Origin of the sequence: Bradyrhizobium sp. WSM1743 (assembly GCF_000473065.1) — a bacterium.
GTDB lineage: Bacteria > Pseudomonadota > Alphaproteobacteria > Rhizobiales > Xanthobacteraceae > Bradyrhizobium.
Window position 1 is genome coordinate 93,386 of sequence record NZ_AXAZ01000016.1, and the last position, 21,724, is coordinate 115,109.

A 21,724-nucleotide genomic window follows, 5' to 3' on the forward strand; every position below is an offset into this window, starting at 1 on the left:
CGCGCATGCTGGACCGGACGCAGGATATTTCCATCGCCGCACAGGCCTGGCTCGACGCATTCGAGCGCACGCTGGGCAAGCCCGATCCCGCCGCGCTGGTTCCCCTCTTCGTCACCGACGGCTTCTGGCGCGACGTGCTGGCGCTGAGCTGGAACCTGCAGACGGTCGCGGGCCGCGATACGATTACGCAAGCGCTGGCAGCGCTCGCGCCCAAGGCGGCACCAGCCAAATTCGAGATCGCACCCAACCGGGCGCCGCCGCGGTGGGTGATGCGGGCCGGCACGAACAACATCGAAGCCATCTTCAGTTTCGAGACCTCGATCGGCCGCGGCAGCGGCATCGTGCGGCTCGTCCCTGATGCCGCCGACGGCGACCGACTGAAGGCATGGACGCTGCTCACTGCGCTCGATGAATTGAAAGGCTTCGAGGAACAGCTCGGTACCTCGCGGCCGCGGGGACAGGCCTATTCGCGCGATTTCCGCGGGCCGAACTGGCTCGACCAGCGCAACGCCTCGCGCGGCTACGCCGACCACGATCCGGCCGTGCTGGTGGTCGGCGGCGGCCAGGCCGGCCTCGCGATCGCGGCGCGGCTGAAGCAGTTGAAGGTCGATACCCTGATCGTCGATCGCGGGATGCGGATCGGCGACAATTGGCGCAAGCGCTATCACGCACTGACGCTGCACAACCAGGTGCAGGTCAATCACCTCCCCTACATGCCGTTCCCGCCGAGCTGGCCGGTCTATATCCCCAAGGACAAGCTCGCCAACTGGTTCGAAGCTTACGTCGACGCGATGGAGCTGAACTTCTGGACCGGCACGGAGTTCGAGGATGGCGCCTATGACGAGGCCAATGGGCAGTGGAGGGTGACGCTGCGGCGCGCCGACGGCAGCCGGCGTACCATGCATCCGCATCACGTGATCATGGCGACCGGCGTCAGCGGCATCGCCAATATTCCAGACATTCCGACTCTCGACAATTTCAAGGGCACGCTGGTGCATTCCAGCCGCTACGAGGACGGCGAGAGCTGGATAGGCAAGCGCGCCATCGTCATCGGCACCGGCAACAGCGGCCACGACATCGCACAGGACCTCCATTCCAGCGGCGCCGAGGTAACGCTGGTCCAGCGCTCGCCGACGCTGGTCACCAATATCGAGCCGTCGGCGCAGCTCGCCTACGCCACCTACAATGAGGGCACGCTCGAGGACAATGATCTGATCGCAGCCTCGATGCCGACGCCGCTCGCCAGGAAGACGCATGTGATGCTGACCGAGCAGTCGAAGCAGCTCGACAAGGAGCTGCTCGACGGCCTTACCCGCGTCGGCTTCAAGCTCGACTTCGGCGAGGCCGGCACCGGCTGGCAGTTCAAATACCTCACCCGCGGCGGCGGTTATTATTTCAATGTCGGCTGCTCCAACCTCATCGTCGAGGGCAAGATCAAGCTCAGGCAGTTTTCCGAGATCGAAAGCTTCGTCACCGAAGGCGCGCGGATGAAGGACGGCTCGATCATTGCGGCCGACCTCATCGTGCTCTCGACCGGCTACAAGCCGCAGGAGTACCTCGTGCGAAAGCTGTTCGGCGATGCCATCGCCGACCGCGTCGGCCCGATCTGGGGCTTCGGCGACGGCTTTGAGCTGCGCAACATGTATGCGCGCACGAAGCAGCCCGGCCTCTGGTTCATCGCCGGCAGCCTCGCGCAATGCCGGATCAACTCGAAATATCTCGCGCTGCAGATCAAGGCGATCGAGCAGGGAGTCCTGGGGCGTGAGGTGGGTGCAACTTGAACTCCGTCATTGCGAGCGCAGCGAAGCAATCCAGGCTGTCTTCGCGGAGGGATTCTGGATTGCTTCGCTGCGCTCGCAATGACAACGTGGAGATAGCATCGCAGCCCCGATAGGGAATTGAGGGAAGATACACATGCCAGCCATTCTCGGCAGCGGCGAGCACCGCTACCGCGTCGTCGAACACTTCGCAAAGCTGCCCGACGGCTGGCAGCTCACCGACGTCGCCTCGGTCGCGGTCGACAGCAAGGACCAGATCTACGTCTTCAACCGCGGCGCCCATCCGATGGTGGTGCTGGACCGCGAGGGCAATTTCCTCCGCAGTTTTGGCGAAGGACTGTTCTCCCGCGCGCATGGCCTGCACATCGATGCCGACGACAATCTCTATTGCACCGACGACGGCGACCACACCGTGCGCAAATGCACCACCGACGGCAAGGTGCAGCTGACGATCGGCATCCCCGCAAAGCCGGCGCCGTTCATGAGCGGCGAGCCGTTCCACCGCTGCACCCACACCGCGCTGTCGCCGAAGGGCGAGATCTACGTCTCCGACGGCTACGGCAATGCGCGCGTGCACAAGTTCACGCCCGACGGCAAGCTGATCAAGAGCTGGGGCGAGCCGGGCACCGACCCCGGCCAGTTCAACATCGTGCACAATATCGCCACCGATGCCGACGGCTGGGTCTATGTCGCCGACCGCGAGAACCATCGGGTGCAGGTGTTCGACGGCGAGGGGAAATACGAGACGCAGTGGAACAATTTGCACCGCCCCTGCGCGCTGTGCCGCTGTGGCGGGACCAAGAACCCGACCTTTTTGATCGGCGAGCTCGGCCCCGGCCTTGCCATCAACCGCAATGTGCCCAATCTGGGCCCGCGGCTGTCGATCGTGGACGCCAGGGGAAATCGCATCGCACGGCTTGGCGGCGAGGAGGGCCCGGGCGTTGCCAGCGGCAAATTCCTCGCGCCGCATGGGGTCGCACTGGATTCGAGGGGCGACATCTATGTCGGCGAGGTCGGCGTCACCAACTGGGAGACCAGCTTTCCGGACGAGGAGATGCCGGCCGCGGTGCGCGCGACGCGGTGCCTGCAGAAGCTGGAGCGGGTACGGGCGTAGCTGCCATGGCAAGGCGAGCCCCTGCTGGGGCGGGCGGTTCCGTGCGCCCCCTGGGATCGCGGCTTTTTGAGCACTTTTGCCACCCCGCCGCCGCATTGCTTGCGCTTGAATAAGTCGCTCAACGGGCTTCACAATCCCGTCACGCTGCATGTAGTATGTCAATACATGCTGCTTCGCAGCGTACATTGGAGGCCGGGAGCGTTACTTGAACGCACATGTCTCGCAAGGCAGTTGGCCGGTGTTGGTGCTGAATGCGGACTTCCGGCCGCTGAGTTACTACCCACTGTCGTTATGGTCGTGGCAGGACGCGATCAAGGCGGTGTTCCTCGACCGCGTCAACATCGTAGCGCATTACGATCAGGCGGTTCGAAGTCCCACGCTGGAAATGCAGCTGCCGAGCGTCGTCTCGCTCAAATCCTTCGTCAAGCCGACCACCCATCCCGCCTTCACCCGATTCAACGTCTTCCTGCGCGATCGTTTCGCCTGCCAATATTGCGGCTCGCCCGAAGACCTCACCTTCGATCACATCATCCCGCGCAGCAAAGGCGGCCAGACCACTTGGGAGAACGTGGTCGCGGCGTGCTCGCCGTGCAACCTGCGCAAGGGCAACCTGACGCCGGCGCAAGCAAAAATGTTTCCGCGCCAGAGCGCGTTCGCGCCGACCGTGCACCAGCTCCACCGCAACGGCCGTCTCTTCCCGCCGAATTATCTGCACGATAGCTGGCTCGACTATCTGTACTGGGATACGGAGCTGGATCCGTAGGACGCGAGCCTCCGCGCGTTACGCCCGCTGCAAGGCAAGCGTCACGCCGCCGAGCGTGAGCGATCAGCATGCCGGTCGAGGCGGTGGTCGGTGGCAGACGGCGCAGACCCCGGCAAGGCCTCGCGCGAACAGAGGCGGCCATTGCTGCAGCAACAGCTTCATCAGCGGCCAGTTCAACGCCCAGCCGAACGCCGTCACGCAGAGGTAGAGAGAGCCGATCGTCCCGTCGCGCCGCGTCGAATCCATGAACAGCGCTTAGCAGGCGAACGTTGGCCGCTCCACCTCGGCTGGCCCATGCGGGCCATCGCGCAGGACGGAACCGGACCGCCTGGCGCTCGTTCAAATGGGAGCACACGCGTCGACGCGTGGCGCAGCCCAACCGAGGGAGGCCATCATGCCCGCAGCCGAGCACGATCACGTCTACAAGATCCTGGACCTGGTCGGATCGTCCGAAACCTCGATCGACGACGCGATCAAGAACGCCATCAGCCGCGCGTCGAAGACCATTCGCGAGATGAGGTGGTTCGAGGTGGTGCAGACTCGTGGCCACATCGAGAACGGTACTGTCGGCCACTATCAAGTAACCTTGCGCGTAGGCTTCACGCTCGAAGAGTGACTGCGGCCCCACGTTGGATGCCATCTGCAAGACTCGCCGACGGTGCTCTCAGAGCCCACCATCGACCCGCCGTCAGCCAGCACCGTACGCTTCTGGCTGAATCGCTTCGCGCACGTCAGGCGAGGTGGCACGCCACGAAGTGGCCGCCCGCCCCCTCCTTCAGCGCCGGCGCACTTTCCGCGCAGCGCGGCTGTGCGATCGGACAGCGGGTGTGGAAGTGACAGCCCGACGGCGGCTTCATCGGGCTCGGCACGTCGCCCTTGAGACGGATGCGCTCGCGCTTGAGTTTTGGATCGGGCACCGGCACCGCCGACAACAGCGCCCTGGTGTAGGGATGCTGCGGGTTGCGGTAGAGGTCGCTGGCCTTGGCCAGCTCGACGATGCGGCCGAGATACATCACCGCGACGCGGTCGGAGATGTGCTCGACGACCGAGAGATCATGGGCGACGAACAGATAGGTCAGGTTCAGCTCGGCCTGGAGGTCTTCCAGGAGGTTGATGACCTGCGCCTGGATCGACACGTCGAGCGCAGAGACCGGCTCGTCGCAGACGATCAGCTTCGGCTCGACCGCGAGCGCGCGCGCGATCACGATGCGCTGACGCTGGCCGCCGGAGAATTCGTGCGGATAGCGCCGCATGTGCTCGGCCTTGAGCCCGACCTTGACCAGCAGGCCGGCGACGCGCTCTTCACGCTCCTTGGCTGAGGTCGCGAGATTATGGATGGTGAAGGCCTCGCCGAGGATGGCACCGACCGTCATGCGCGGATTGAGCGAGGCGAACGGATCCTGGAACACCAGCTGCATATTCCGCCGCATCGCGCGCAGATCGTGGCCGCCGAGCTTGCGCACGTCCTGGCCGTCGAAGGTGACCTCGCCGTCGGTCGGCTCGATCAGGCGCAGCACGCAGCGGCCCGTGGTGGACTTGCCGCAGCCGGACTCGCCGACGAGGCCCAGCGTCTCGCCGCGATTGACCGAGAACGACACGCCGTCGACCGCGTAGACGGTGCCGACCTGGCGCGACAACAGGCCGCCGAGCACAGGGAAATGCTTCTTCAGGCCGCTGACGCGGAGCAAAGGTTCGCTCATGACGCGGCTCCCACGCTTGTATCTCCCAAGTGACAGGCCATGCGATGGCCGGGCGAGACCTCGCGCAGCAGCGGCTCCTTCTCGGTGCAGACGTTCATGGCGAACTTGCAGCGCGGCGCGAAGCGGCAGCCGACCGGTGGATTGATCAGGATCGGCACCGAGCCGCCGATCGCCTCGAGCCGCGTCTTGTGCTCGCTGTCGAGGTCGATGCGCGGGATCGAGCGGATCAACCCTTGTGTATAAGGATGACGGGGATTGCCGAAGAGCTCGTCGACGGGCGCCTCCTCCACCACCTTGCCGGCGTACATCACGACGACGCGCTGCGCGGTCTCGGCGACGACGCCCATGGCATGGGTGATCAGCATCACCGCCATGCCGAAACGCTCCTTCATGTCCTGCAGCAGGTCGAGGATCTGCGCCTGGATGGTGACGTCGAGCGCGGTGGTCGGCTCGTCGGCGATGATCAGCTTCGGCTTGCAGGCGAGCGCCATCGCGATCATCACGCGCTGGCGCATGCCGCCCGAGAACTGATGCGGATAATTGTGCACGCGGCCTTCGGCGTTGGGGATCTGCACCAGCTTCAGCATCTCGATGGTGCGCTCGAGCGCCTGCTTCCTGGTGACGTTCTCATGCCGCCGCAGGCTCTCGGCGATCTGCTCGCCGATCGTGAGCACCGGATTGAGCGAGGTCATCGGCTCCTGGAAGATGAAGCCGATCTCCTTGGCCCTGATCTCGTCGAGCTGATTGCTGGTCAGCGGCACGAGATCGCGGCCCTCGAAGATGATCTGGCCGGCTGCGATGCGCCCCGGCGGCATCGCGATCAGCTTCAGGATCGACATCGCGGTCACGGTCTTGCCGCAGCCGGATTCGCCGACGACGCAAAGCGTCTCACCCTTGTTGATGGAGATGTCGACGCCGTCGACGGCCTGGAGGATGCCGTCGTCGGTGGAGAAGTGGGTTTTCAGGCCCTTGATCTCGAGCAGCGGCGCCATCAGATCACCCGTCGCGCATCGAGCGCGTCACGCAGACCGTCGCCGATGAAGTTGATGGCGACCACCGCGATGAAGATCGCGCCGCCCGGAAACAGCGCCCAGTGCGGGCCGATGTCGAGAAAGTCCTTGGCATCATAGAGCAGCCGGCCCCAGGTCGGAGTGTCCGGCGGGAAGCCGAGGCCGAGGAAGGACAGCGTCGATTCCGCGATGATCGCGGCGGCGACGTCGATGGTGCCGGCGATGATCACCGGGCCGACCGCATTGGGCAGGATGTGCCGCACCACCTGCCGCACCGGGCTGGCGCCGAGCGCGCGCGCGGCTTCGACGAATTCCTTCTCGCGGATCGACAGGAACTGCGCACGCACGAGCCGCGCCACCGGCATCCAACGCAGGCCCCCGATCACGAGCACGATCAGGATGAAGATGCCACCCTCGGGGCCGAACACCTGCTTCAGCCCGTCGCGGAAGAGATAGATCAGCAGCAGGAGCAGCGGCAGCTGCGGCAGCGACAGGAACAGGTCGGTGAGCCACATCAGGCCGTGTCCGAGCGCACCGCGCGACATGCCGGCGAGCGCGCCGATCAGCGTGCCGATGAAGACCGAGACCAGCATCGCGGCGAGCCCGACCGCGAGCGAGATCCGGCCGCCATAGATCATGCGGGCGAGGATATCCTGGCCGAGATCGTCGGTGCCAAAGGGATGCGCGAGCGACGGCCCCTGCATGCCCGCGACGATGTCGATCTCGTTGATCTTGATGCGCCAGATGAAGGGGCCGATCACCACCGCCAGCACCAGGATGAGGAGCAGGAACGCGCTGACCACGGCGAGTTTGTGACGGCTGTAACGCCGCCACGTCTCGCGCCAGGGCGAGTAGACACCCCGCTCAGCGGAGGGAGATGCGAGGGTCAAGCCAGCCATAAAGGACGTCCGCGATGAGATTGAACAGCACGACGAGACACGCGAAGACGAAAGTGACGGCCATCACCACCGGCGTGTCGTTGGAAAGGATGGAGGAGATCAGCAGCGAGCCGATGCCGGGGATGCGGAAGATCTGCTCGGTGACGATGGCGCCGCCGAACACCGCAGGCATCTGCAACGCAATCAGCGTCACGACCGGGATCATGGCGTTGCGCATCACGTGCTTGACGATGACCTTGGCCTGGCCAAGGCCCTTGGCGCGCGCCGTGGTGACGTAGTCGAGCCTGATCACGTCGAGCATTGCCGAGCGCACGAAGCGCGTCATCGACGCGGCCTGGAACAGGCCGAGCACCGCCACCGGCATGATCGCCTGCCGGATCATCTCCAGCACCCAGCGGATGCCCGTTGCCTTGATGTCGGTCGTATAGACGAAAGGCAGCCAGTCCAGCGTGACCGAGAAGATCAGGATGAACAGGATGCCGGTGAAGAAGGTCGGCAGCGAGAAGCCCACGAAGGCGAGCGTGTTGGCGATCTGGTCGAACAGCGAATAAGGCTTCGTCGCGGCATAGACACCGACCGGAATCGCGATCAGCAGCGCCAGGATCTGCGCCGAGCCGATCACGTAGAGCGTCGCCGGCAAGCGCTGGAGGATCAGCGTGTCGACGTTCATCCGGCTGACGAAGGAGAAGCCCCAGTCCCCCTGCAGCATGGCGTTGAGCCAGTGCAGGTAGCGAAGGTGAATCGGATCGTCGAGGCCGAACTTGGCCCGAAGCGCGGCCTGCACTTCAGGCGGCACGTTCGGGTTGGTCGCCAGTTCAGAGAATGGGTCGCCGGGGGCGAGCGCAAGCACGACGAACAGCACGACCGAGATTCCGAGCAGGCTCGGAATCGCGATCAGCAGGCGACGCAGGACGTATTGACTCATGAGGGAAGGGCCCCGTCTAGAGTTGGGGGATCATTCCTCGCGGTACCAGTCGAACAGGTTGTCGGTCTCGTTGGCCCAACCGGAAACGACCGGGCGCAAATTGTTGGCCGCCGCCTCGACCTTCAGGCGATGCTGCACCGGGATGAACACCGTGTCCTGGTACATGAGGTCGTTAGCCTTGATGTATAGCGCAGCTCGCTTGACCGGATCCATCTCGCCGTCTGCAGCCTGGATGGTCGCGTCGTACTCCTTGTTGACCCAGCGCGGGAAGTTGGTGCCCTGCCACTTGTTCTCCTTGGTGGCGACGAGGGTCGAGAGATAGCGACGCATGTGCTGCGACGGATCAGGCTGGCTCAGCGGGATCTGGAACATCTCCATGTCGGCGTAGAACTTGGAATAAGTGTCGGGATTGCCGACGTCGGAAGAAAAGAACACGGAGGCGACGACCGATTTCAGTTCGACGTCGATGCCCGCTTTCTGGCAGGCCTGCTTGACGATCGCCTGGGTCTTCTGGCGCGGACCGTTGATCGAGGTCTGGTAGAGCAGCTTCAGCTTCTTGCCGTCCTTCTCGCGGATGCCGTCGGCGCCCGGCTTCCAGCCGGCATCGTCCAGGATCTTCGAGGCTTTCTCGATGCTGAACTCCCACGAGGTATTCTTGGAGACGAACTTTTCGGGACCGTTGAGGAAGTTGGCCGTGGTGCGGCCGGCGCGGCCGTAGATCGCCTTCTTGACCGACTCGCGATCGATCAGCAGCGACAGCGCCTTGCGCACGGCGGGGTCGGAGAACAACGGATGCTTGGTCTTCATCGAGGAGCGTTCGCCGTCGACCTCGGTATTGGGATCGGTGAAGTTGAGCGCTATGAACTCGGTGTCTCCGCCGACCGCATAAACGGTCTTGCCCTTGCCGCCCTTCTCCAGACGCAGCAGCACGTCATCCTCGACCTGAATATTCCAGCCGAAATCATACTCGCCGGTCTGGATTACCGCGCGCGCGGCCGAGACGGCGTCGCCGCCGCCCTTCATCTCGACGGAGTCGAAGTAGGGACGGTTCGGCATGTGATAATCGGGATTGATCACACCGCGGACGAGATCGCCCGGCTTGAACTCGACGAACTTGTAGGGGCCGGTACCGACCGGCGAGAGGTTGGTCGGCGCCTCCCGCGATTTGGACCCTCTGTAGTCCTGGAAAAGATGTTTCGGGATGATGGTGTTGGGCGCCCCGACGAAGGCGTCGGCCCAGAACGGCGTCGGCTTGTTGAAGAGGATGCGGACCGTGAGGTCATCCACCTTCTCGACCGTGATGTCGCGGAGCGTCGCAATCGTCAGTGCCGAGGTCGCCGGATCCTTGGCATATTCCCAGTTGAACACGACGTCGTCGGCTGTGAACGGCGTGCCGTCATGCCATTTGACGCCGGGTTTGAGCTTCCAGGTCACCGACTTGCCGTCGGCGGCCAAGCCGCCGTTCTGGATCGAGGGAATTTCAGCGGCGAGAACCAGCTTCATGTTGCCATCGGGATCCCAACAGGCGAGCGGCTCGTAGAACAAACGCGCACCGTCCTGATCCTTGGTGCCGGTGGCGAAATGCGGGTTGAGCAAGGTCGGACCCTGCCACCACAACAGCTTCAGCGCACCGCCACCGCCGCGTTTGGTCGGCTTGTAGGTCGAGGCGCCCTCGGCCATGGCGACACCGCCGAGCGCGAGGATCTGGTTGGCCAGGGGGGCGGTGAGACCGACCGCGGCCATGTGCTTGATGAAGGCGCGGCGGTCCATCCGCCCGTCCTTCACCTGGCCGATCATCGAACGCAGTTCTTTATCCAGCATGGTTGTCCCCCGTCTGGTTCCCGTATGGATGCAGGCGGCCGCAAGAGGCGGTCGCCGGGTTTGGCTGGCGGTAGATGGCACACCGAATGGGGTGCACGTCAACTGGGACCGTGTGTATGCAAACGGTCTTCTGGCTGTCCGTTGGGCAAAACCGTGTTCCGCAGCCCAAGCGATCGGCAATCCGGCGCCAAAATACGCCGGAAACCGCGCTGCACTGCGGAAAATTTGTTCGCCGGATCAGACGAAGTATCGAGGCGAAATTCTACGCCACGGACATGTCGAGCGGAGGCGCGACGTGGTCGGGCAGCGGACAGACGTAAGGTGTCTTGGCCGTGCGCTTCTGAAGGTCGGCTTTGGCGGCCTTGATCAGCTCCGGATCCGTCAGTGCCTTGATGCCGAGCCCGGCCATCGCCTTGGCCGCCTGCACCATGGCCTTATGCGCATGCGAGCTCTTGCCCTGCGCCACTACCTGCCAGGTGTGGAAGGGCGTGCCGATTGCAACCGTCGGTGCGTGAACCTGTACGGTCGGCACCACCCAGCTGACGTCGCCGACATCGGTCGAGCCGACAAGCGGGTTGCGCTTGGCATCGAGCGGCACCAGGAAATCGGCCAGCGGCCGATCTGTCGGCTCCATGCCGATCGCGTAATAGACCGAGGCGATGTCCTTGTCGCTCAGCGTCGCACGGATCTGGCTGGCAAAGTTCTTGTCCGCATCGTCGAAATGCGGCGGTCCGAGCTCTTCCATCACCTGGTGCAGCGCCTGCTCCAGCGGCGCGTTCGGCAGGATGTTGGAGACCGCGGAGATGATCTTCATCTCGACTTTGGTCTCGGTCATCAATGCGGCGCCCTGCGCGATCTTGGACACCCGCTCGACCAGCTCATTCATGCCGGGAAGATCACGGGCGCGGATCGAATAGCGCACGCGCGCATGGGCCTGCACCACGTTGGGCGCGATGCCGCCAGTGTCGAGCAAGGCGTAATGCACGCGCGCGTCACTCGGCATGTGCTCGCGCATGTAGTTTACGCCGACATTCATCAATTCCACCGCGTCGAGCGCCGAGCGGCCGAGATGCGGCGAGGCCGCCGCATGCGAGGTGCGGCCGGTGAAGATGAAGTCGGCGCGCGTATTCGCGAGCGACGGCGTCACCGCCACCTCCCAGAAACTGTGCGGATGCCAGGTGATGGCGATGTCGGCGTCCTCGAACGCGCCGGAGCGCACCATGAAGGCCTTGGCCGCGCCGCCTTCTTCCGCAGGGCAGCCGTAATAGCGCACGCGGCCGGGCACCTTGTTCTCGGCCAGCCAGTCCTTCACGGCAGTCGCGGCGAGCAGCGCGGCGGAACCAAGCAGATTGTGACCGCAGCCATGGCCATGGCCGCCGGTCTCGATCGGGCGATGCTCGGCGACACCCGCCTCCTGGCTGAGGCCCGGCAGCGCGTCGTACTCACCCATGAAGGCGATGACCGGGCCGCCCTCGCCCCACTCGCCCATCAGCGCGGTCGGGATGCCGGCGACGTTCTCGGTGATGCGGAATCCCTGATGGCGCAGCTCGGCAAGATGCTCGGCGGCGGACCGCGCCTCGGTGTAGCAGACCTCAGGCGTGCCCCAGACCCTGTCGCTGAGATCGATGAAACGTGCCTTGATCGTGTCGATGCCACGCCAGATGTCGCTGCGGTTGTCCATGCTTGTCGTCCGTGATCCCAAGGTCAAACGAAGCGGCAATGGTTAGCAGCTTCGCTGTGCGGCGCCTAGCATCCCGCCGGACAGCAGCCATGCGGCCGGTGCCGGATCGCACGACGCCCCCGTGCAAGAGGCGTTTCCGTGCCTTTCGAAGATTTCACGCGGCGTTCTCACGAATAGTTGGGAACGAGGCTTTCAAGACGGCCTGCTCCGGCCTAAATTATGCGAGCTTCGCGCGTCGTTCCGCCAGCCGCCGGAGTGATGCTCTCAGCCAGGAGAACTCCATGAGCACTCTGACCGAATGGAGAGTGCCGCCGGCGAACCAGCCGCGGACGAGCGACTATGGTTTCGATCTCGACCGCGCGCTCGGCTCCGTCGTCGGCCTGCACGCCATCATCCCACCGGACGCCTTCAGCGCCGAGACGCTGGGCACCGAACGCGCCGGCAACGGCGTCGTGATCGACGACGGCCTGGTGCTCACGATAGGTTATCTCATCACCGAGGCAGAGTCGGTCTGGCTGCATCGCGCCGACGGACGCGTGGTGGAGGGACATGCGCTCGGCTTCGATTCCGAGACCGGGTTCGGGCTGGTGCAAGCGCTCGGCCGGCTCGACATCGCGCCGCTGCCGCTCGGCTCGTCGGCGGCAACCCGGATCGGCGACCGCGTCGTGGTCGGCGGCGCCGGCGGACGCACGCGCTCGGTGGCGAGCCAGATCGTGGCCAAGCAGGAATTCGCCGGCTACTGGGAATATCTGCTGGATGAGGCCATTTTCACCTGTCCGGCCCATCCGAACTGGGGCGGCACGGCGCTGCTCAACGAACGCGGCGAGTTGATCGGCATCGGCTCGCTCCAGCTCGAGCGCGAACGGGACGGCAAGGCCGAGCACGTCAATATGATCGTGCCGATCGACCTCTTGAAGCCGATCCTGGAGGACTTGCGCAAATTCGGCCGCGTCAACAAGGCGGCGCGGCCCTGGCTCGGGCTCTTCTCGACCGAGATCGACAACCGCGTGGTGGTGATCGGGATCTCCGCCAACGGCCCGGCCGCCCGCGCCGAGCTCAAGACCGGCGATGTCATCCTCGCCGTGGACGGCGACAAGGTCACGAGCCAGAGCGCCTTCTACAGGAAGATGTGGGCGCTCGGCGCCGCCGGCGTCGACGTGCCGCTCACAGTTCACCATGAAGGCGTCACCTTCGACGTCACGGTGACCTCGACCGATCGCTTCAAGCTCCTGAAGGCGCCGAAGCTGCACTGATCCCAGGGCTTGAGGAAGCGGGCGATGACCGAGGCCGTGGTGGACGACATCGTGGCCGTGCTGCCGCCGCTGCTCAATGCGCTGGAAGCACTCGGCTTCTTCCAGCGGCATTTGCACCCGCCGGCCTTCGCCTCCGTGATGAACGCAATCGGCACACCGGACGAGGCGCTGCAGGCCGCATTCGCCGCGATCGGCGAATGGCCGGAGCAGTTCGCCGGGCTGCGCGAACGACTCGGCCGCGCCTGCAGCGACACGCTCGCCGCCTTTGCCGGCATCCGCGAGGTCGAGCGCGGCAATGGCGATCTCGTCGCCGTGTTTCGCGCGCTGCGCCACGTGCCGCGCGCGCTGGAGGCGCTGTATCCCCTGGCGGTGCAGTTTCCGCCGGTGAGCGGCTTCTTCCTTAACACCGCAAATCGCGAGAATGAGGATCTGCTCTCACGACTGCAAGTCGGCGCAGGCGAGCACACCGGCATCTTCCACGACCACAACGAGCCCGGCAGCCGCGCCGGCTTCTCGGTCTATGTCCCCGAATACTACATGCCCGACCGGCCAATGCCGCTGGTGATGGCGCTGCATGGCGGCAGCGGCAACGGCCGCGGCTTCCTCTGGAGCTGGCTGCGCGATGCCCGCAGTCTCGGCGCGATCCTGGTGGCGCCGACCGCGACCGGCCCGACCTGGGCGCTGATGGGCGATGACGCCGACACGCCGAACCTCATGCGCATCCTCGAGACGGTGCGCAGCCGCTGGAGCATCGATGCCTCGCGCATGCTTCTGACCGGCATGAGCGACGGTGGCACCTTCTGCTACGTCACCGGACTCGAGCGCGCCTCGCCCTTCACCCACCTCGCGCCAGTCTCGGCGACCTTCCATCCGCTGATGGCGGAAATGGCGGACGCAACGCGCCTGCAAGGCCTGCCGGTCTTCATTACTCACGGCAAGCTCGACTGGATGTTTCCGGCGCAGACCGCGCGGCAGACGCAGGCAGCGCTCTCCGCCGCCGGCGCCGACGTCAGCTATCGCGAGGTCGACGACCTCAGCCACACCTATCCGCGCGAGATCAACGCGGAGCTGCTGCAATGGCTGAATGGCAAATGAACAACCTCTCCTTAGATGCGCCGCATGGCTGCGGAACCATCACTCCAGGCCGACGTTGTTGCCGGTCACCGGAGGTTCGCCATGCAGACTTTTTTCGGAATGATCCTGGGCGCGCTGCTGCTCGCGGGCGGCGTCTATGTCTATGATTCCATGCAGACGTCGTCAGTCGCCAATGGCGAGGTCGCGATCACCAATCGCACCATCGTGAACTGGGACGTCGCCAAGGCCGATTGGGATGCGCTGCGCGATCGCGCGCACAAGGACTGGGTTCGGATCTCGTCGAAGTAACGACGCCGTATCATGAACGAGGCGCCGTCGCGAACTCCGCGGCGGCGCCTTTGTGCTGACCACAGTCAACGATACGCGCGTCAGTTCATCTTGGCCTTGCGGGCGTCGGCGATGACCTGCTCGAACTCGGTCATGCTGAGCACGCCGGGCACGCGGTACTTGCCGACGATGAAGGACGGGGTGCCACGGAAACCGAAGGCTTCAGCCTGGTCGTTGTTGCGCTTGAGGATGGCGTCGATCTCCTTGGCGTGGCCGGTGAGATCGCGCTTCAACCGGTCCATATCGACCCCAGCAGCCGCGAGCAGCTCGTTGATGCGCGGCTCGGTCAGGCGCGAGCTGACGCCCATCATGGCGTCATGGGCCTGGTGGTACTTGTCCTGGAATTTGGCCGCGAGCGCAGTCCGCGCCGCCGTGACCGAAACCGGCCCAAGGATCGGCCAGTCCTTCATCACCAGCCGCACCTTGCCGTCGTCCTGGACGACCTGGCGCAGCTCGGGCTCGAGCTTGCGGCAATAGGGACAATTGTAGTCGGACCATTCGACGATGGTGATATTGCCGTCGGGATTGCCTGCGACGGGCGTATCGGGATCGCGCAGCACCTTGGCTTCGGTCAGCACCTCGTCATCGCCGGTCGCCGCGCGCGCCGAGGCGATCCCACCCACCGCGAGAGCACCTGCCCCGATCAGCGTCAGCGCCACGCGTCGCGTCGGCACAAGGCCCTTATTCCCAAATCCAGCCATATCTCGTCCCGTTTCGGTCCCATCTCTATCGATACGGATCGAGACCGGCAATTGTTACAGCTCATATAGAGTGTCGCGGCGGCGATGTCATCGCACCAGCAGTGTGACCGCCAGCGGCACCAGGAACGAGGTCACCAGAGCGTTCAGGCTCATGGCGATGCCGGAGAAGACGCCGGCGATCTCGTCGACCTGGAACGCGCGGGCGGTGCCGATGCCATGCGCGGCAAGACCGGCGGCAAAGCCGCGGGCCCGGTAATCGATGATGCCGGTGCGATTCATCAGCGGCGTCACGATGATTGCGCCCATGATGCCGGTGAGGATCACGGCGACCGCCGCCAGCGAAGGATCGGCATGCAGGGATTCGGCGATGCCCATGGCGACGCCGGCGGTGACCGATTTCGGCGCCAGCGACAGCACGACATCGCGCGGCAGGCCGGCGAACTCGGCCAGCAGCACCACCGACACCACGGCCGTAACCGATCCCGCGAGCAGCGCCACCAGCATCGGCACGATCGAGGCGACCACGCGCTTGCGGTTCTCATAGAGCGGGACGGCGAGCGCGACGGTGGCGGGACCCAGCAGGAAATGTACGAACTGGGCGCCGGCGAAATAGGTCGTGTAGGAGGTACCGGTCAGGAGCAGGAACGCGCCGATGATCCACATCGCGTGCAGCACGGGATTGGCCAGCGGATGGCGCCGCGTCGCCAGCGAGACCGCGTCCGTGCTCGCATAGACCAGCAGCGTTACGGTCAGCCACAGCAGTGGCGATTGCGAAAGATAGACCCACAGCGAGAACGGATTGTCCTTCATCGCGCGTCCTGTTGCTTCAACAGGCGGCTGACGAGGCGAAAGGTCAGCACGGTCGCGAGCAGCGTGACGACCACGGACAGCGCGAGCACGAGGGTGATGGCGATGCCGTGAGACGCGAGCAGGTCGAGCTTCTGCACGACGCCGACGCCGGCCGGCACGAATAATAGTGAGAGATGGGCCAGCAGGCCCTTGCTCGCCGTCTCGACACCGTCATTGCGCAGCGGCCCGCGCGCGAGCAGCGCAAAGCGGTCCCGCGTCATCAGCAGGATCAGGAGCAGCAGGAGGCCCAGCACTGGTCCCGGCAACGGCAGGCCGAGGCCGCGCACGACGGCTTCGCCGATCAATTGGCAGAGCAGGATGAGGCCGAGACTTGCAAGCATGACCACCGCATCAAGGGATGCGCTGGCTCGCTTGTCAATCGCCGCTATGCGCGGGACGCGCGCGATTCATGCGACGTCGCAGGGCGAGGCAGCATCGCCATCAAGGTCGCAGTCATCGTGGCGATCAGCGTGACCTTGCCGTCATGCTCGGCGTAGGCCTTTGCCTCGCAGAAGGTGAGTGTGCGGCCGGGCTTGACCACCTCGGCCTTGAAGACGAAACGCTCGCCGCGGGCGGGCGCGAGCAGCGTAGCCTTGAATTCGACGGTGAGGATATCGGCCGCCGGCGGCATCAAGCTGAAGGCCGCAACGCCGCAGGCGTTGTCGAGCCCGGCCGTGTTGATGCCGGCATGGATAAAGCCGTTCTGCTGTGTGAGAGCCGGCGCGTGCAGCATCGCCAGCTCGACCTCGCCCGGCACGAGACGCACGATCACGATGCCGAGCGTGCGCATCGCCGGCTGGGCATCGAACATGGCGATGGAGGCCGCGCGATAGCCCGGGTTTTTCGGCTCGAAGGCAGTCATGGCTCACACCTCGGCCGGTTCGGCAAGATGCCTCAAGGCCACTTCGCGGATGGCATCGGCGAACGGTGCGGACTTCCGCAATTGGCGGTCCATGTGCACGCCGGTGATCTCGCACGTCGCTGCGAGTTCGCCGGTCTCGGCGTTCGTCATGTCGTGCCGGAAGCGGATCGACTTGTCCCTGATCTCGAGCAGATGGCTGCGGATCTCGACGATGTCGCCGGCGAGCAGCTCGCGCCTGTAGGCAATGTTCTGCTGCACGGCGGCCATGCTGCGGCCGGAGCTGCGCAAGTAACTCGGCGTCAGGCCAAGGCGGGCGAACAGATTCCAGTTGGCCTCGTCGAACTTGCCGACATACCACATGATGTTCATGTGCCCGACATGGTCGCATTGCCACGGATAGACCGTGCCGCGATAGGTCGCCTCCTGCTCCATCGCCTTTCCTCCCGCATTTCCGTCTTTGATCGTTGATACGGTAGCGTATCAAACCCGTGTCGCGTTAGCAATACGGTACCGTATCAAGATCGGGTGAGGCTTCCTTCATGAGCGACGGCAAGGGCGATGTCTGGGTCGAGGCGGGATTCACCGAGCTCGCCCGCGCGGGGGTGGAGGGCGTGCGGGTCGAGGTTCTCGCCAAGAACCTCGGCGTCACCAAGGGCGGCTTCTACCGACGCTTCGCCGACCGCGCCGCGCTGCTCGATGCCATGCTGAAAGCCTGGCGCGAGGGACGCATCGCCGCGATCGCCCAGCAGACAAGTCTCGCCGGGCAAGCGCCCCGCGAGCGGCTGAGGGCGGTGATCCAGCTCTATTCCGAGCGTCTCAACCCGGAAGGGATGGCGATCGAGCTCGCGATCCGGCAATGGGCCCGCTCGGACGGGAACGCCGCGGCGGCGGTGGCGAGCGTCGACGCGGCGCGGCTCAAGCACGTCGGCGAACTCTATCGCGCGACCGGTCTTGCGGCCGAGGAGGCCGACGCGCAGGCCTTCCTGTTCTACTGCTTCATCTTCGGCCAGAGCCTGTTGTTCGTCGAGAGCAGTCCGCGCAAGCGGTCGCAGCTCGTGGCGAAATCGGCCGAGAAGCTGCTCGACTGAGCATGATCCGGACCCGCGGGGCCGCGTGAGCGCAAAGTGTGCAGCGGTTTTCCGAAAAGACATGCTCGAAAAATTCGAGCGAAATGGCCGGAGCGTTGCTCCGGCCATCGTACCAATTCGAAGCTCAGGCGGCGCCCTTCAGCTTCTTGGTGCATTCGCTGTAATAGCCGCCGCCCTTCTGGATCCACTTCAAGCCGCCATTGCCGTTGGTGGCCTTGTTGGCATTGTACTGGTCGACGCAGGTGTGCAGGCGCGCCTTGCCGGGAGTCTCCTTGGCATATTTCGGATCGACCGCGTTCGGATAGACCGCGGGTCCCGCCGGCAGGGCCGGCGCGGCGGCGGGTGCCGCCTCCTTCTTCGCCTGCTTTGGCTCGGCAGGAGCGGTCGGCGCAGCCGCGGTGGGCGCAGCGGCAGGCGTTGCGTCGGCACCGCATTGGGCCTTGCGGAAATCATTCCACTTCATGGTTCCGAGCGAGCCGTCCTTCTTGGCGGCCTGATATTTCGCGCTGCACTCCTGCGCGGTCAGTGCCTGCGCTGGCGCGCTCGCCAGCAACGCTGCGACACCGGACGCTGCAATCGCACACAACAATTTTGTCTGAATGGTCATCCCTTGGTCTCCTCCTTGGTCTTCCCGACGGAAGTGAAACGAGGATTGCTATCCTAGCGTGCCGGCCGCTTGCGACAAGGATGCGATGGGTTGCGGTGGCGAAAATATAGTGATCCTGCAGCTCAACTCATTCATGTCGCGTTCAGCAACGCGAGCCGACGTTCCAGCCCTTCGCAATTCTCGCAAGCAGAGTGCACCACATGACCCTCACGTCCCGCCTCGCCGCCGCCGCTCTCGCCTCCCTGCTCGTCACCGGCACCGCCTTCGCGCAGACCGCCGCGCCGGCAGCCAAGACCGAGACGAAGACCGAGACGAAGACCGATGCCGCTGCCACCACCGACAAGAAGGCGCCGAAGGAGCGTTCGGCGGAATCGCTCGAATGCTCCAAGCAGGCGGACGCCAAGGGATTGAAAGGCAAGGAACGCAAGAAATTTCGCCGTGAGTGCATGAAGGAAGCGAAGGCCGGCACCGCCGCTCCTGCCGCCCCTGCCGCAGACAAGAAATAAGTTCGTCACTGTCCCCTGCGAGCATCCGCGGGAGGCGTCGCGCATTGCGGCATGACGAGCCTGCAATTGTGCGCCTCCCGCCGATTTGCGATAAGGTGGTGTGAAGCAAATCACCGCCTCCCTGCCGTTCGAATGGCCGAGCCGTGCCGAGATCTTGAGTACGGTGGAGACGCTCGTCATCGGCACCGCCGGCGGCCTCGTGTTTCTGCTCGCCGGCCTTCCCGGCGGGCTGATCTCGGGCTCGATGATCGCGGTCGGGATCGCCGCGATCGCCGGCCGCCAGCTGGCGCTGCCGCCGATCCTGACCCAGACCGTGCTGGTGCTGCTCGGCATTTCGCTGGGCTCGGTCGTCTCGCGCCATTTGCTCCAGCAGGTCAGCGCCTATCCCCTCACCATCGGCCTGCTTGCGCTCGCCACCTTCTGCTCGACCTTCGGCTCGAGCTATTACCTCCAGCGCATCCACGGCTGGGACCGCACCTCGGCTTTCCTGGCCGGCAGCCCCGGCGCGCTGTCGCAGATCACCATCCTGGCGGTCGAGCGCGGCGCCGACCTGCCGGGCATTGCGGTGGTGCAGACCATGCGCGTCATCATCCTGACCGCCGCGCTGCCGATGGTGCTGGCCCTCGCCGGCGTCGCGCCCTCGGCTGCGCCGTCGCTGACGACGACGATCGCCTCGCCGCTCGACCTGCTCGAGCTGGCCGCGGCCTCGCTGGCCGCAGCGCTCGTGTTGCGGCTGATCAAGTTTCCGGCGAGCTGGATGTTCGGCGCGATGATCGCCTCCAGCGTGCTGCATGGTGCCGGATGGGTCGAGGGCGGCCTGCCGGACTGGGTGCGCGGCGTGGCGCTGATCGGCATCGGTGCACTGATCGGCAGCCGTTTCGCGCGGATGCGGATCAAGACGCTCGCCGGCCACCTCCGCGCGGCGCTGGGCTCGTTTGCGGTGGCCATCGCCGTCTCCGCCATCTTCGTCGGCATCGTGGCGCTGACCACACAAGTGAAGTTCTCCGACGTCGTCGTCGCGTTCGCGCCGGGCGCGATGGACGCGATGCTGGCGCTGGCGCTGACGCTGCACATCGACCCGATCTTCGTCGGCGCCCATCATTTGTCGCGTTTCGTCTTCGTGACGATCGCAACGCCCGGCATCGTGCACCTGTTCGGGCGCACGCAGGACGATGTGGATGACTAGGCCCTTAGCGCTTCGCCGTCCGCACGAATCCCCAGGCGGCGATCGCGGCCATCAAGAGCGAGATCAGCACGTTGTAGCCGGCGAGCGACAGGCCGAGGAAGCGCCACTGCACCTCGTCGCAGCGCACCACCTTCACGGTGTCGAGCTTCGACAAGAGATCAGCAGCGCTGCCGAGATTGACGACGGGGCCGGAGCAATCGGTCGGCCCTTTCCAAAAACCCCATTCGACGCCGGAATGGTAGGCGCCGAGGCCGGCGTTGGCGAGCGTCGCCAGCACGAGGATCGCCAGCCCCGCCAGCAGCAGCGGCCGCGGTGCGCCGCTTCGAGCCGCAATCGCCGTGAGCGCACCGAGCGGAATTGCGAGGTAATAGGCGTATCGCTGCTCCAGACATAGCGGACAGGGCAGGATCTCCAGCACGAGCTGGAAGAACCAGGCGCCGGCGATCGTGACTGTGGCGATCAGCGTGACGAGAACCGAGGTGGTCAGTGCGGGGCTCGTGGCGGCCGGCTTGAACGCAGGTATGGCGGCACTCGGGGTGGTCACGGCAGCCTCTTTCGCATATCTGGCGCCCTAAGCCTCTAGCCCCGGCCCATGCGGCTGTCGAGAACGGCCGGGATCACTTTGGCGCGGGTTGACCCCGTCCTGTCCATGGCTATAGTCCGCCGGCTTCGCGACGCCGCCTCAAGGCCGACCGAGGGCCCCTGTGGCGGAACTGGTAGACGCGCTCGACTCAAAATCGAGTTCCGCAAGGAGTGCTGGTTCGATTCCGGCCAGGGGCACCAGCCTTCGCTGCTTCGCAGCTACGGCTGGGCAAGCCGCGCGCAAGCCTATCCATGCGAAGCAGCGAAGGCTCCCGCCGAAGCCTTGGCTCAGGTGCGCTCTAGCCATCTCCCCATTCCCACTGTATAAACCGGCAGCTTCTTCCATGACCCGAAGGAGCTCACATGAACGACCTGCACGCGTGGCTTTCGCAGCAACACCACGGCTTGCGGACCTTCCAGACCTTTCAGCAAAAGCTCGAAACGCTCGGCCGGGACGATCCCGCACAGCGCGGCCTGTGCCGCCTGCTCAGCGGTATCGTCGGCAGCTATGTCGAGGCTTTTGACGAGGCCCCGCTGCCGGTCGAAATTGCCGACCGCGCCTACCGGCGCCTGCTGACCCTGCTCGCCAGCCTCGATCTGCATGGAAGCGCCGACCGCCGCCTCGCCGACCTCAACCGTGTGGCGACCTGCGACTTGTGGCGGTGATCCGCAGGAGGAGCGGAGCCACTTCATTTTCAAACAGCAAGACACGCCTCTTCGGCCTCGCGACGCATGACGCCCGAGTCTTGTGCTTCTCTTGACGCCCCTTCCTTTGGAAAGGGCGCAGGGAAGGCCGGGCGCCGGCTGGCACCCGCGGTCCGCTGTGCGCAAATTGCGCGAAGACAGATGCACAGCGGCATACAGGGCAGCCTGGACATCCCGGCCTTTCCCTGCGCAGTGGTTTGACGGCTTATGGCGCGCTCTCCCCGGGGAGCGATGCACTATTGCCCCCGTCGCCTTGCGGATGACTGATGCGC

General features: G+C 65.1%; 24 protein-coding genes and 1 tRNA gene. 12 read left to right on the plus strand and 13 right to left on the minus strand.

Features of this window, described 5'->3' with window-relative positions; all coding sequences use genetic code 11:
* The first annotated feature begins 5 nt into the window (after positions 1 to 5).
* The 4 genes from YU9_RS0113360 (at position 6) to YU9_RS0113380 (ending at position 4,271) form a co-directional block, all read left to right on the plus strand.
* Positions 6 to 1,781: an NAD(P)/FAD-dependent oxidoreductase gene (locus tag YU9_RS0113360; protein ID WP_027573293.1), complete on the plus strand. Its 1,776-nt coding sequence runs from the start codon at positions 6 to 8 to the stop codon at positions 1,779 to 1,781.
* Positions 1,782 to 1,914: 133 nt separating this feature from the next.
* Entirely contained in the window at positions 1,915 to 2,892 is a 978-nt protein-coding gene (locus YU9_RS0113365; protein WP_027573294.1) for a peptidyl-alpha-hydroxyglycine alpha-amidating lyase family protein, read from the plus strand.
* Positions 2,893 to 3,097: 205 nt separating this feature from the next.
* Positions 3,098 to 3,655, plus strand: coding sequence for an HNH endonuclease (locus YU9_RS0113370; RefSeq protein WP_008543309.1), 558 nt, complete (start codon positions 3,098 to 3,100; stop codon positions 3,653 to 3,655).
* A 394-nt stretch (positions 3,656 to 4,049) separates the two neighbouring features.
* Positions 4,050 to 4,271: a dodecin gene (locus tag YU9_RS0113380; RefSeq protein ID WP_027573296.1), complete on the plus strand. Its 222-nt coding sequence runs from the start codon at positions 4,050 to 4,052 to the stop codon at positions 4,269 to 4,271.
* Between the two features lie 115 nt (positions 4,272 to 4,386).
* Here the strand turns inward: YU9_RS0113380 and YU9_RS0113385 are convergent, their stop codons facing one another.
* The 6 genes from YU9_RS0113385 to YU9_RS0113410 form a co-directional block, all read right to left on the minus strand.
* Entirely contained in the window at positions 4,387 to 5,355 is a 969-nt protein-coding gene (locus tag YU9_RS0113385; protein ID WP_027573297.1) for an ABC transporter ATP-binding protein, read from the minus strand.
* On the minus strand, positions 5,352 to 6,347 hold the full coding sequence (locus tag YU9_RS0113390; protein ID WP_027573298.1) for an ABC transporter ATP-binding protein: 996 nt from the start codon (positions 6,345 to 6,347) through the stop codon (positions 5,352 to 5,354). Before YU9_RS0113390 ends, YU9_RS0113385 begins: the two co-directional genes overlap by 4 nt.
* On the minus strand, positions 6,347 to 7,264 hold the full coding sequence (locus YU9_RS0113395; protein ID WP_027573299.1) for an ABC transporter permease: 918 nt from the start codon (positions 7,262 to 7,264) through the stop codon (positions 6,347 to 6,349). The genes YU9_RS0113390 and YU9_RS0113395 overlap by 1 nt, the downstream gene beginning before the upstream one ends.
* Positions 7,230 to 8,189, minus strand: coding sequence for an ABC transporter permease (locus YU9_RS0113400; RefSeq protein ID WP_027573300.1), 960 nt, complete (start codon positions 8,187 to 8,189; stop codon positions 7,230 to 7,232). Before YU9_RS0113400 ends, YU9_RS0113395 begins: the two co-directional genes overlap by 35 nt.
* Before the next feature lie 30 nt (positions 8,190 to 8,219).
* Positions 8,220 to 10,010 carry a peptide ABC transporter substrate-binding protein gene (locus YU9_RS0113405; RefSeq protein WP_027573301.1) on the minus strand — a complete coding sequence of 597 codons (1,791 nt, stop codon included), beginning with the start codon at positions 10,008 to 10,010 and terminating at the stop codon, positions 8,220 to 8,222.
* A 262-nt stretch (positions 10,011 to 10,272) separates the two neighbouring features.
* Positions 10,273 to 11,691, minus strand: coding sequence for a M20 family metallopeptidase (locus tag YU9_RS0113410; protein WP_027573302.1), 1,419 nt, complete (start codon positions 11,689 to 11,691; stop codon positions 10,273 to 10,275).
* 281 nt (positions 11,692 to 11,972) lie between these two features.
* Between YU9_RS0113410 and YU9_RS0113415 the strand changes: the two genes are divergently transcribed.
* The 3 genes from YU9_RS0113415 to YU9_RS0113425 all read left to right on the plus strand — a co-directional run bounded on the left by YU9_RS0113415 (position 11,973) and on the right by YU9_RS0113425 (position 14,327).
* Positions 11,973 to 12,944, plus strand: coding sequence for a S1C family serine protease (locus YU9_RS0113415; protein ID WP_027573303.1), 972 nt, complete (start codon positions 11,973 to 11,975; stop codon positions 12,942 to 12,944).
* 24 nt (positions 12,945 to 12,968) lie between these two features.
* Positions 12,969 to 14,039, plus strand: a complete 1,071-nt coding sequence (locus tag YU9_RS0113420; RefSeq protein WP_027573304.1) for a phospholipase — start codon at positions 12,969 to 12,971, stop codon at positions 14,037 to 14,039.
* Positions 14,040 to 14,120: 81 nt separating this feature from the next.
* Positions 14,121 to 14,327, plus strand: a complete 207-nt coding sequence (locus YU9_RS0113425; protein ID WP_027573305.1) for a hypothetical protein — start codon at positions 14,121 to 14,123, stop codon at positions 14,325 to 14,327.
* A gap of 80 nt (positions 14,328 to 14,407) precedes the next feature.
* Here YU9_RS0113425 and YU9_RS0113430 read toward each other — a convergent pair whose 3' ends face one another.
* From YU9_RS0113430 to YU9_RS0113450, 5 genes are all read right to left on the minus strand, one after another.
* Entirely contained in the window at positions 14,408 to 15,067 is a 660-nt protein-coding gene (locus YU9_RS0113430) for a DsbA family protein (RefSeq protein ID WP_027573306.1), read from the minus strand.
* 87 nt (positions 15,068 to 15,154) lie between these two features.
* Positions 15,155 to 15,877 (minus strand): LrgB family protein, encoded by a 723-nt coding sequence (locus tag YU9_RS0113435; RefSeq protein ID WP_027573307.1) that lies wholly within the window; start codon positions 15,875 to 15,877, stop codon positions 15,155 to 15,157.
* Complete coding sequence (locus tag YU9_RS0113440; RefSeq protein ID WP_027573308.1) at positions 15,874 to 16,257, minus strand: CidA/LrgA family protein; 384 nt, start codon at positions 16,255 to 16,257, stop codon at positions 15,874 to 15,876. Before YU9_RS0113440 ends, YU9_RS0113435 begins: the two co-directional genes overlap by 4 nt.
* A 44-nt stretch (positions 16,258 to 16,301) precedes the next feature.
* Positions 16,302 to 16,778 (minus strand): PaaI family thioesterase, encoded by a 477-nt coding sequence (locus YU9_RS0113445; RefSeq protein ID WP_027573309.1) that lies wholly within the window; start codon positions 16,776 to 16,778, stop codon positions 16,302 to 16,304.
* A gap of 3 nt (positions 16,779 to 16,781) precedes the next feature.
* Positions 16,782 to 17,210 carry a thioesterase family protein gene (locus YU9_RS0113450; protein ID WP_027573310.1) on the minus strand — a complete coding sequence of 143 codons (429 nt, stop codon included), beginning with the start codon at positions 17,208 to 17,210 and terminating at the stop codon, positions 16,782 to 16,784.
* Between the two features lie 107 nt (positions 17,211 to 17,317).
* Here YU9_RS0113450 and YU9_RS0113455 point away from each other — a divergent pair, with 107 nt between their 5' ends.
* A complete protein-coding gene (locus YU9_RS0113455) occupies positions 17,318 to 17,866 on the plus strand; it encodes a TetR/AcrR family transcriptional regulator (RefSeq protein ID WP_027573311.1) in 549 nt (182 codons plus the stop codon).
* 124 nt (positions 17,867 to 17,990) lie between these two features.
* Here YU9_RS0113455 and YU9_RS0113460 read toward each other — a convergent pair whose 3' ends face one another.
* Positions 17,991 to 18,473, minus strand: a complete 483-nt coding sequence (locus YU9_RS0113460) for a hypothetical protein (RefSeq protein ID WP_027573312.1) — start codon at positions 18,471 to 18,473, stop codon at positions 17,991 to 17,993.
* Between the two features lie 200 nt (positions 18,474 to 18,673).
* Here YU9_RS0113460 and YU9_RS0113465 point away from each other — a divergent pair, with 200 nt between their 5' ends.
* The gene (locus tag YU9_RS0113465) at positions 18,674 to 18,979 is read left to right on the plus strand and encodes a PsiF family protein (protein WP_027573313.1); all 306 of its coding nucleotides are present in this window, start codon (positions 18,674 to 18,676) and stop codon (positions 18,977 to 18,979) included.
* 100 nt (positions 18,980 to 19,079) lie between these two features.
* Positions 19,080 to 20,165, plus strand: a complete 1,086-nt coding sequence (locus tag YU9_RS0113470) for an AbrB family transcriptional regulator (protein WP_027573314.1) — start codon at positions 19,080 to 19,082, stop codon at positions 20,163 to 20,165.
* A gap of 4 nt (positions 20,166 to 20,169) precedes the next feature.
* On the opposite strand, the gene YU9_RS0113475 is transcribed toward YU9_RS0113470, so the two are convergent.
* Positions 20,170 to 20,709 carry a disulfide bond formation protein B gene (locus YU9_RS0113475; RefSeq protein ID WP_027573315.1) on the minus strand — a complete coding sequence of 180 codons (540 nt, stop codon included), beginning with the start codon at positions 20,707 to 20,709 and terminating at the stop codon, positions 20,170 to 20,172.
* Positions 20,710 to 20,863: 154 nt separating this feature from the next.
* Between YU9_RS0113475 and YU9_RS0113480 the strand changes: the two genes are divergently transcribed.
* Together YU9_RS0113480 and YU9_RS0113485 are read left to right on the plus strand one after the other, a co-directional pair.
* Positions 20,864 to 20,948: transfer RNA gene (locus YU9_RS0113480), tRNA-Leu, on the plus strand.
* A 162-nt stretch (positions 20,949 to 21,110) separates the two neighbouring features.
* A complete protein-coding gene (locus tag YU9_RS0113485) occupies positions 21,111 to 21,413 on the plus strand; it encodes a hypothetical protein (RefSeq protein WP_027573316.1) in 303 nt (100 codons plus the stop codon).
* The last annotated feature ends 311 nt before the right edge of the window (positions 21,414 to 21,724 follow it).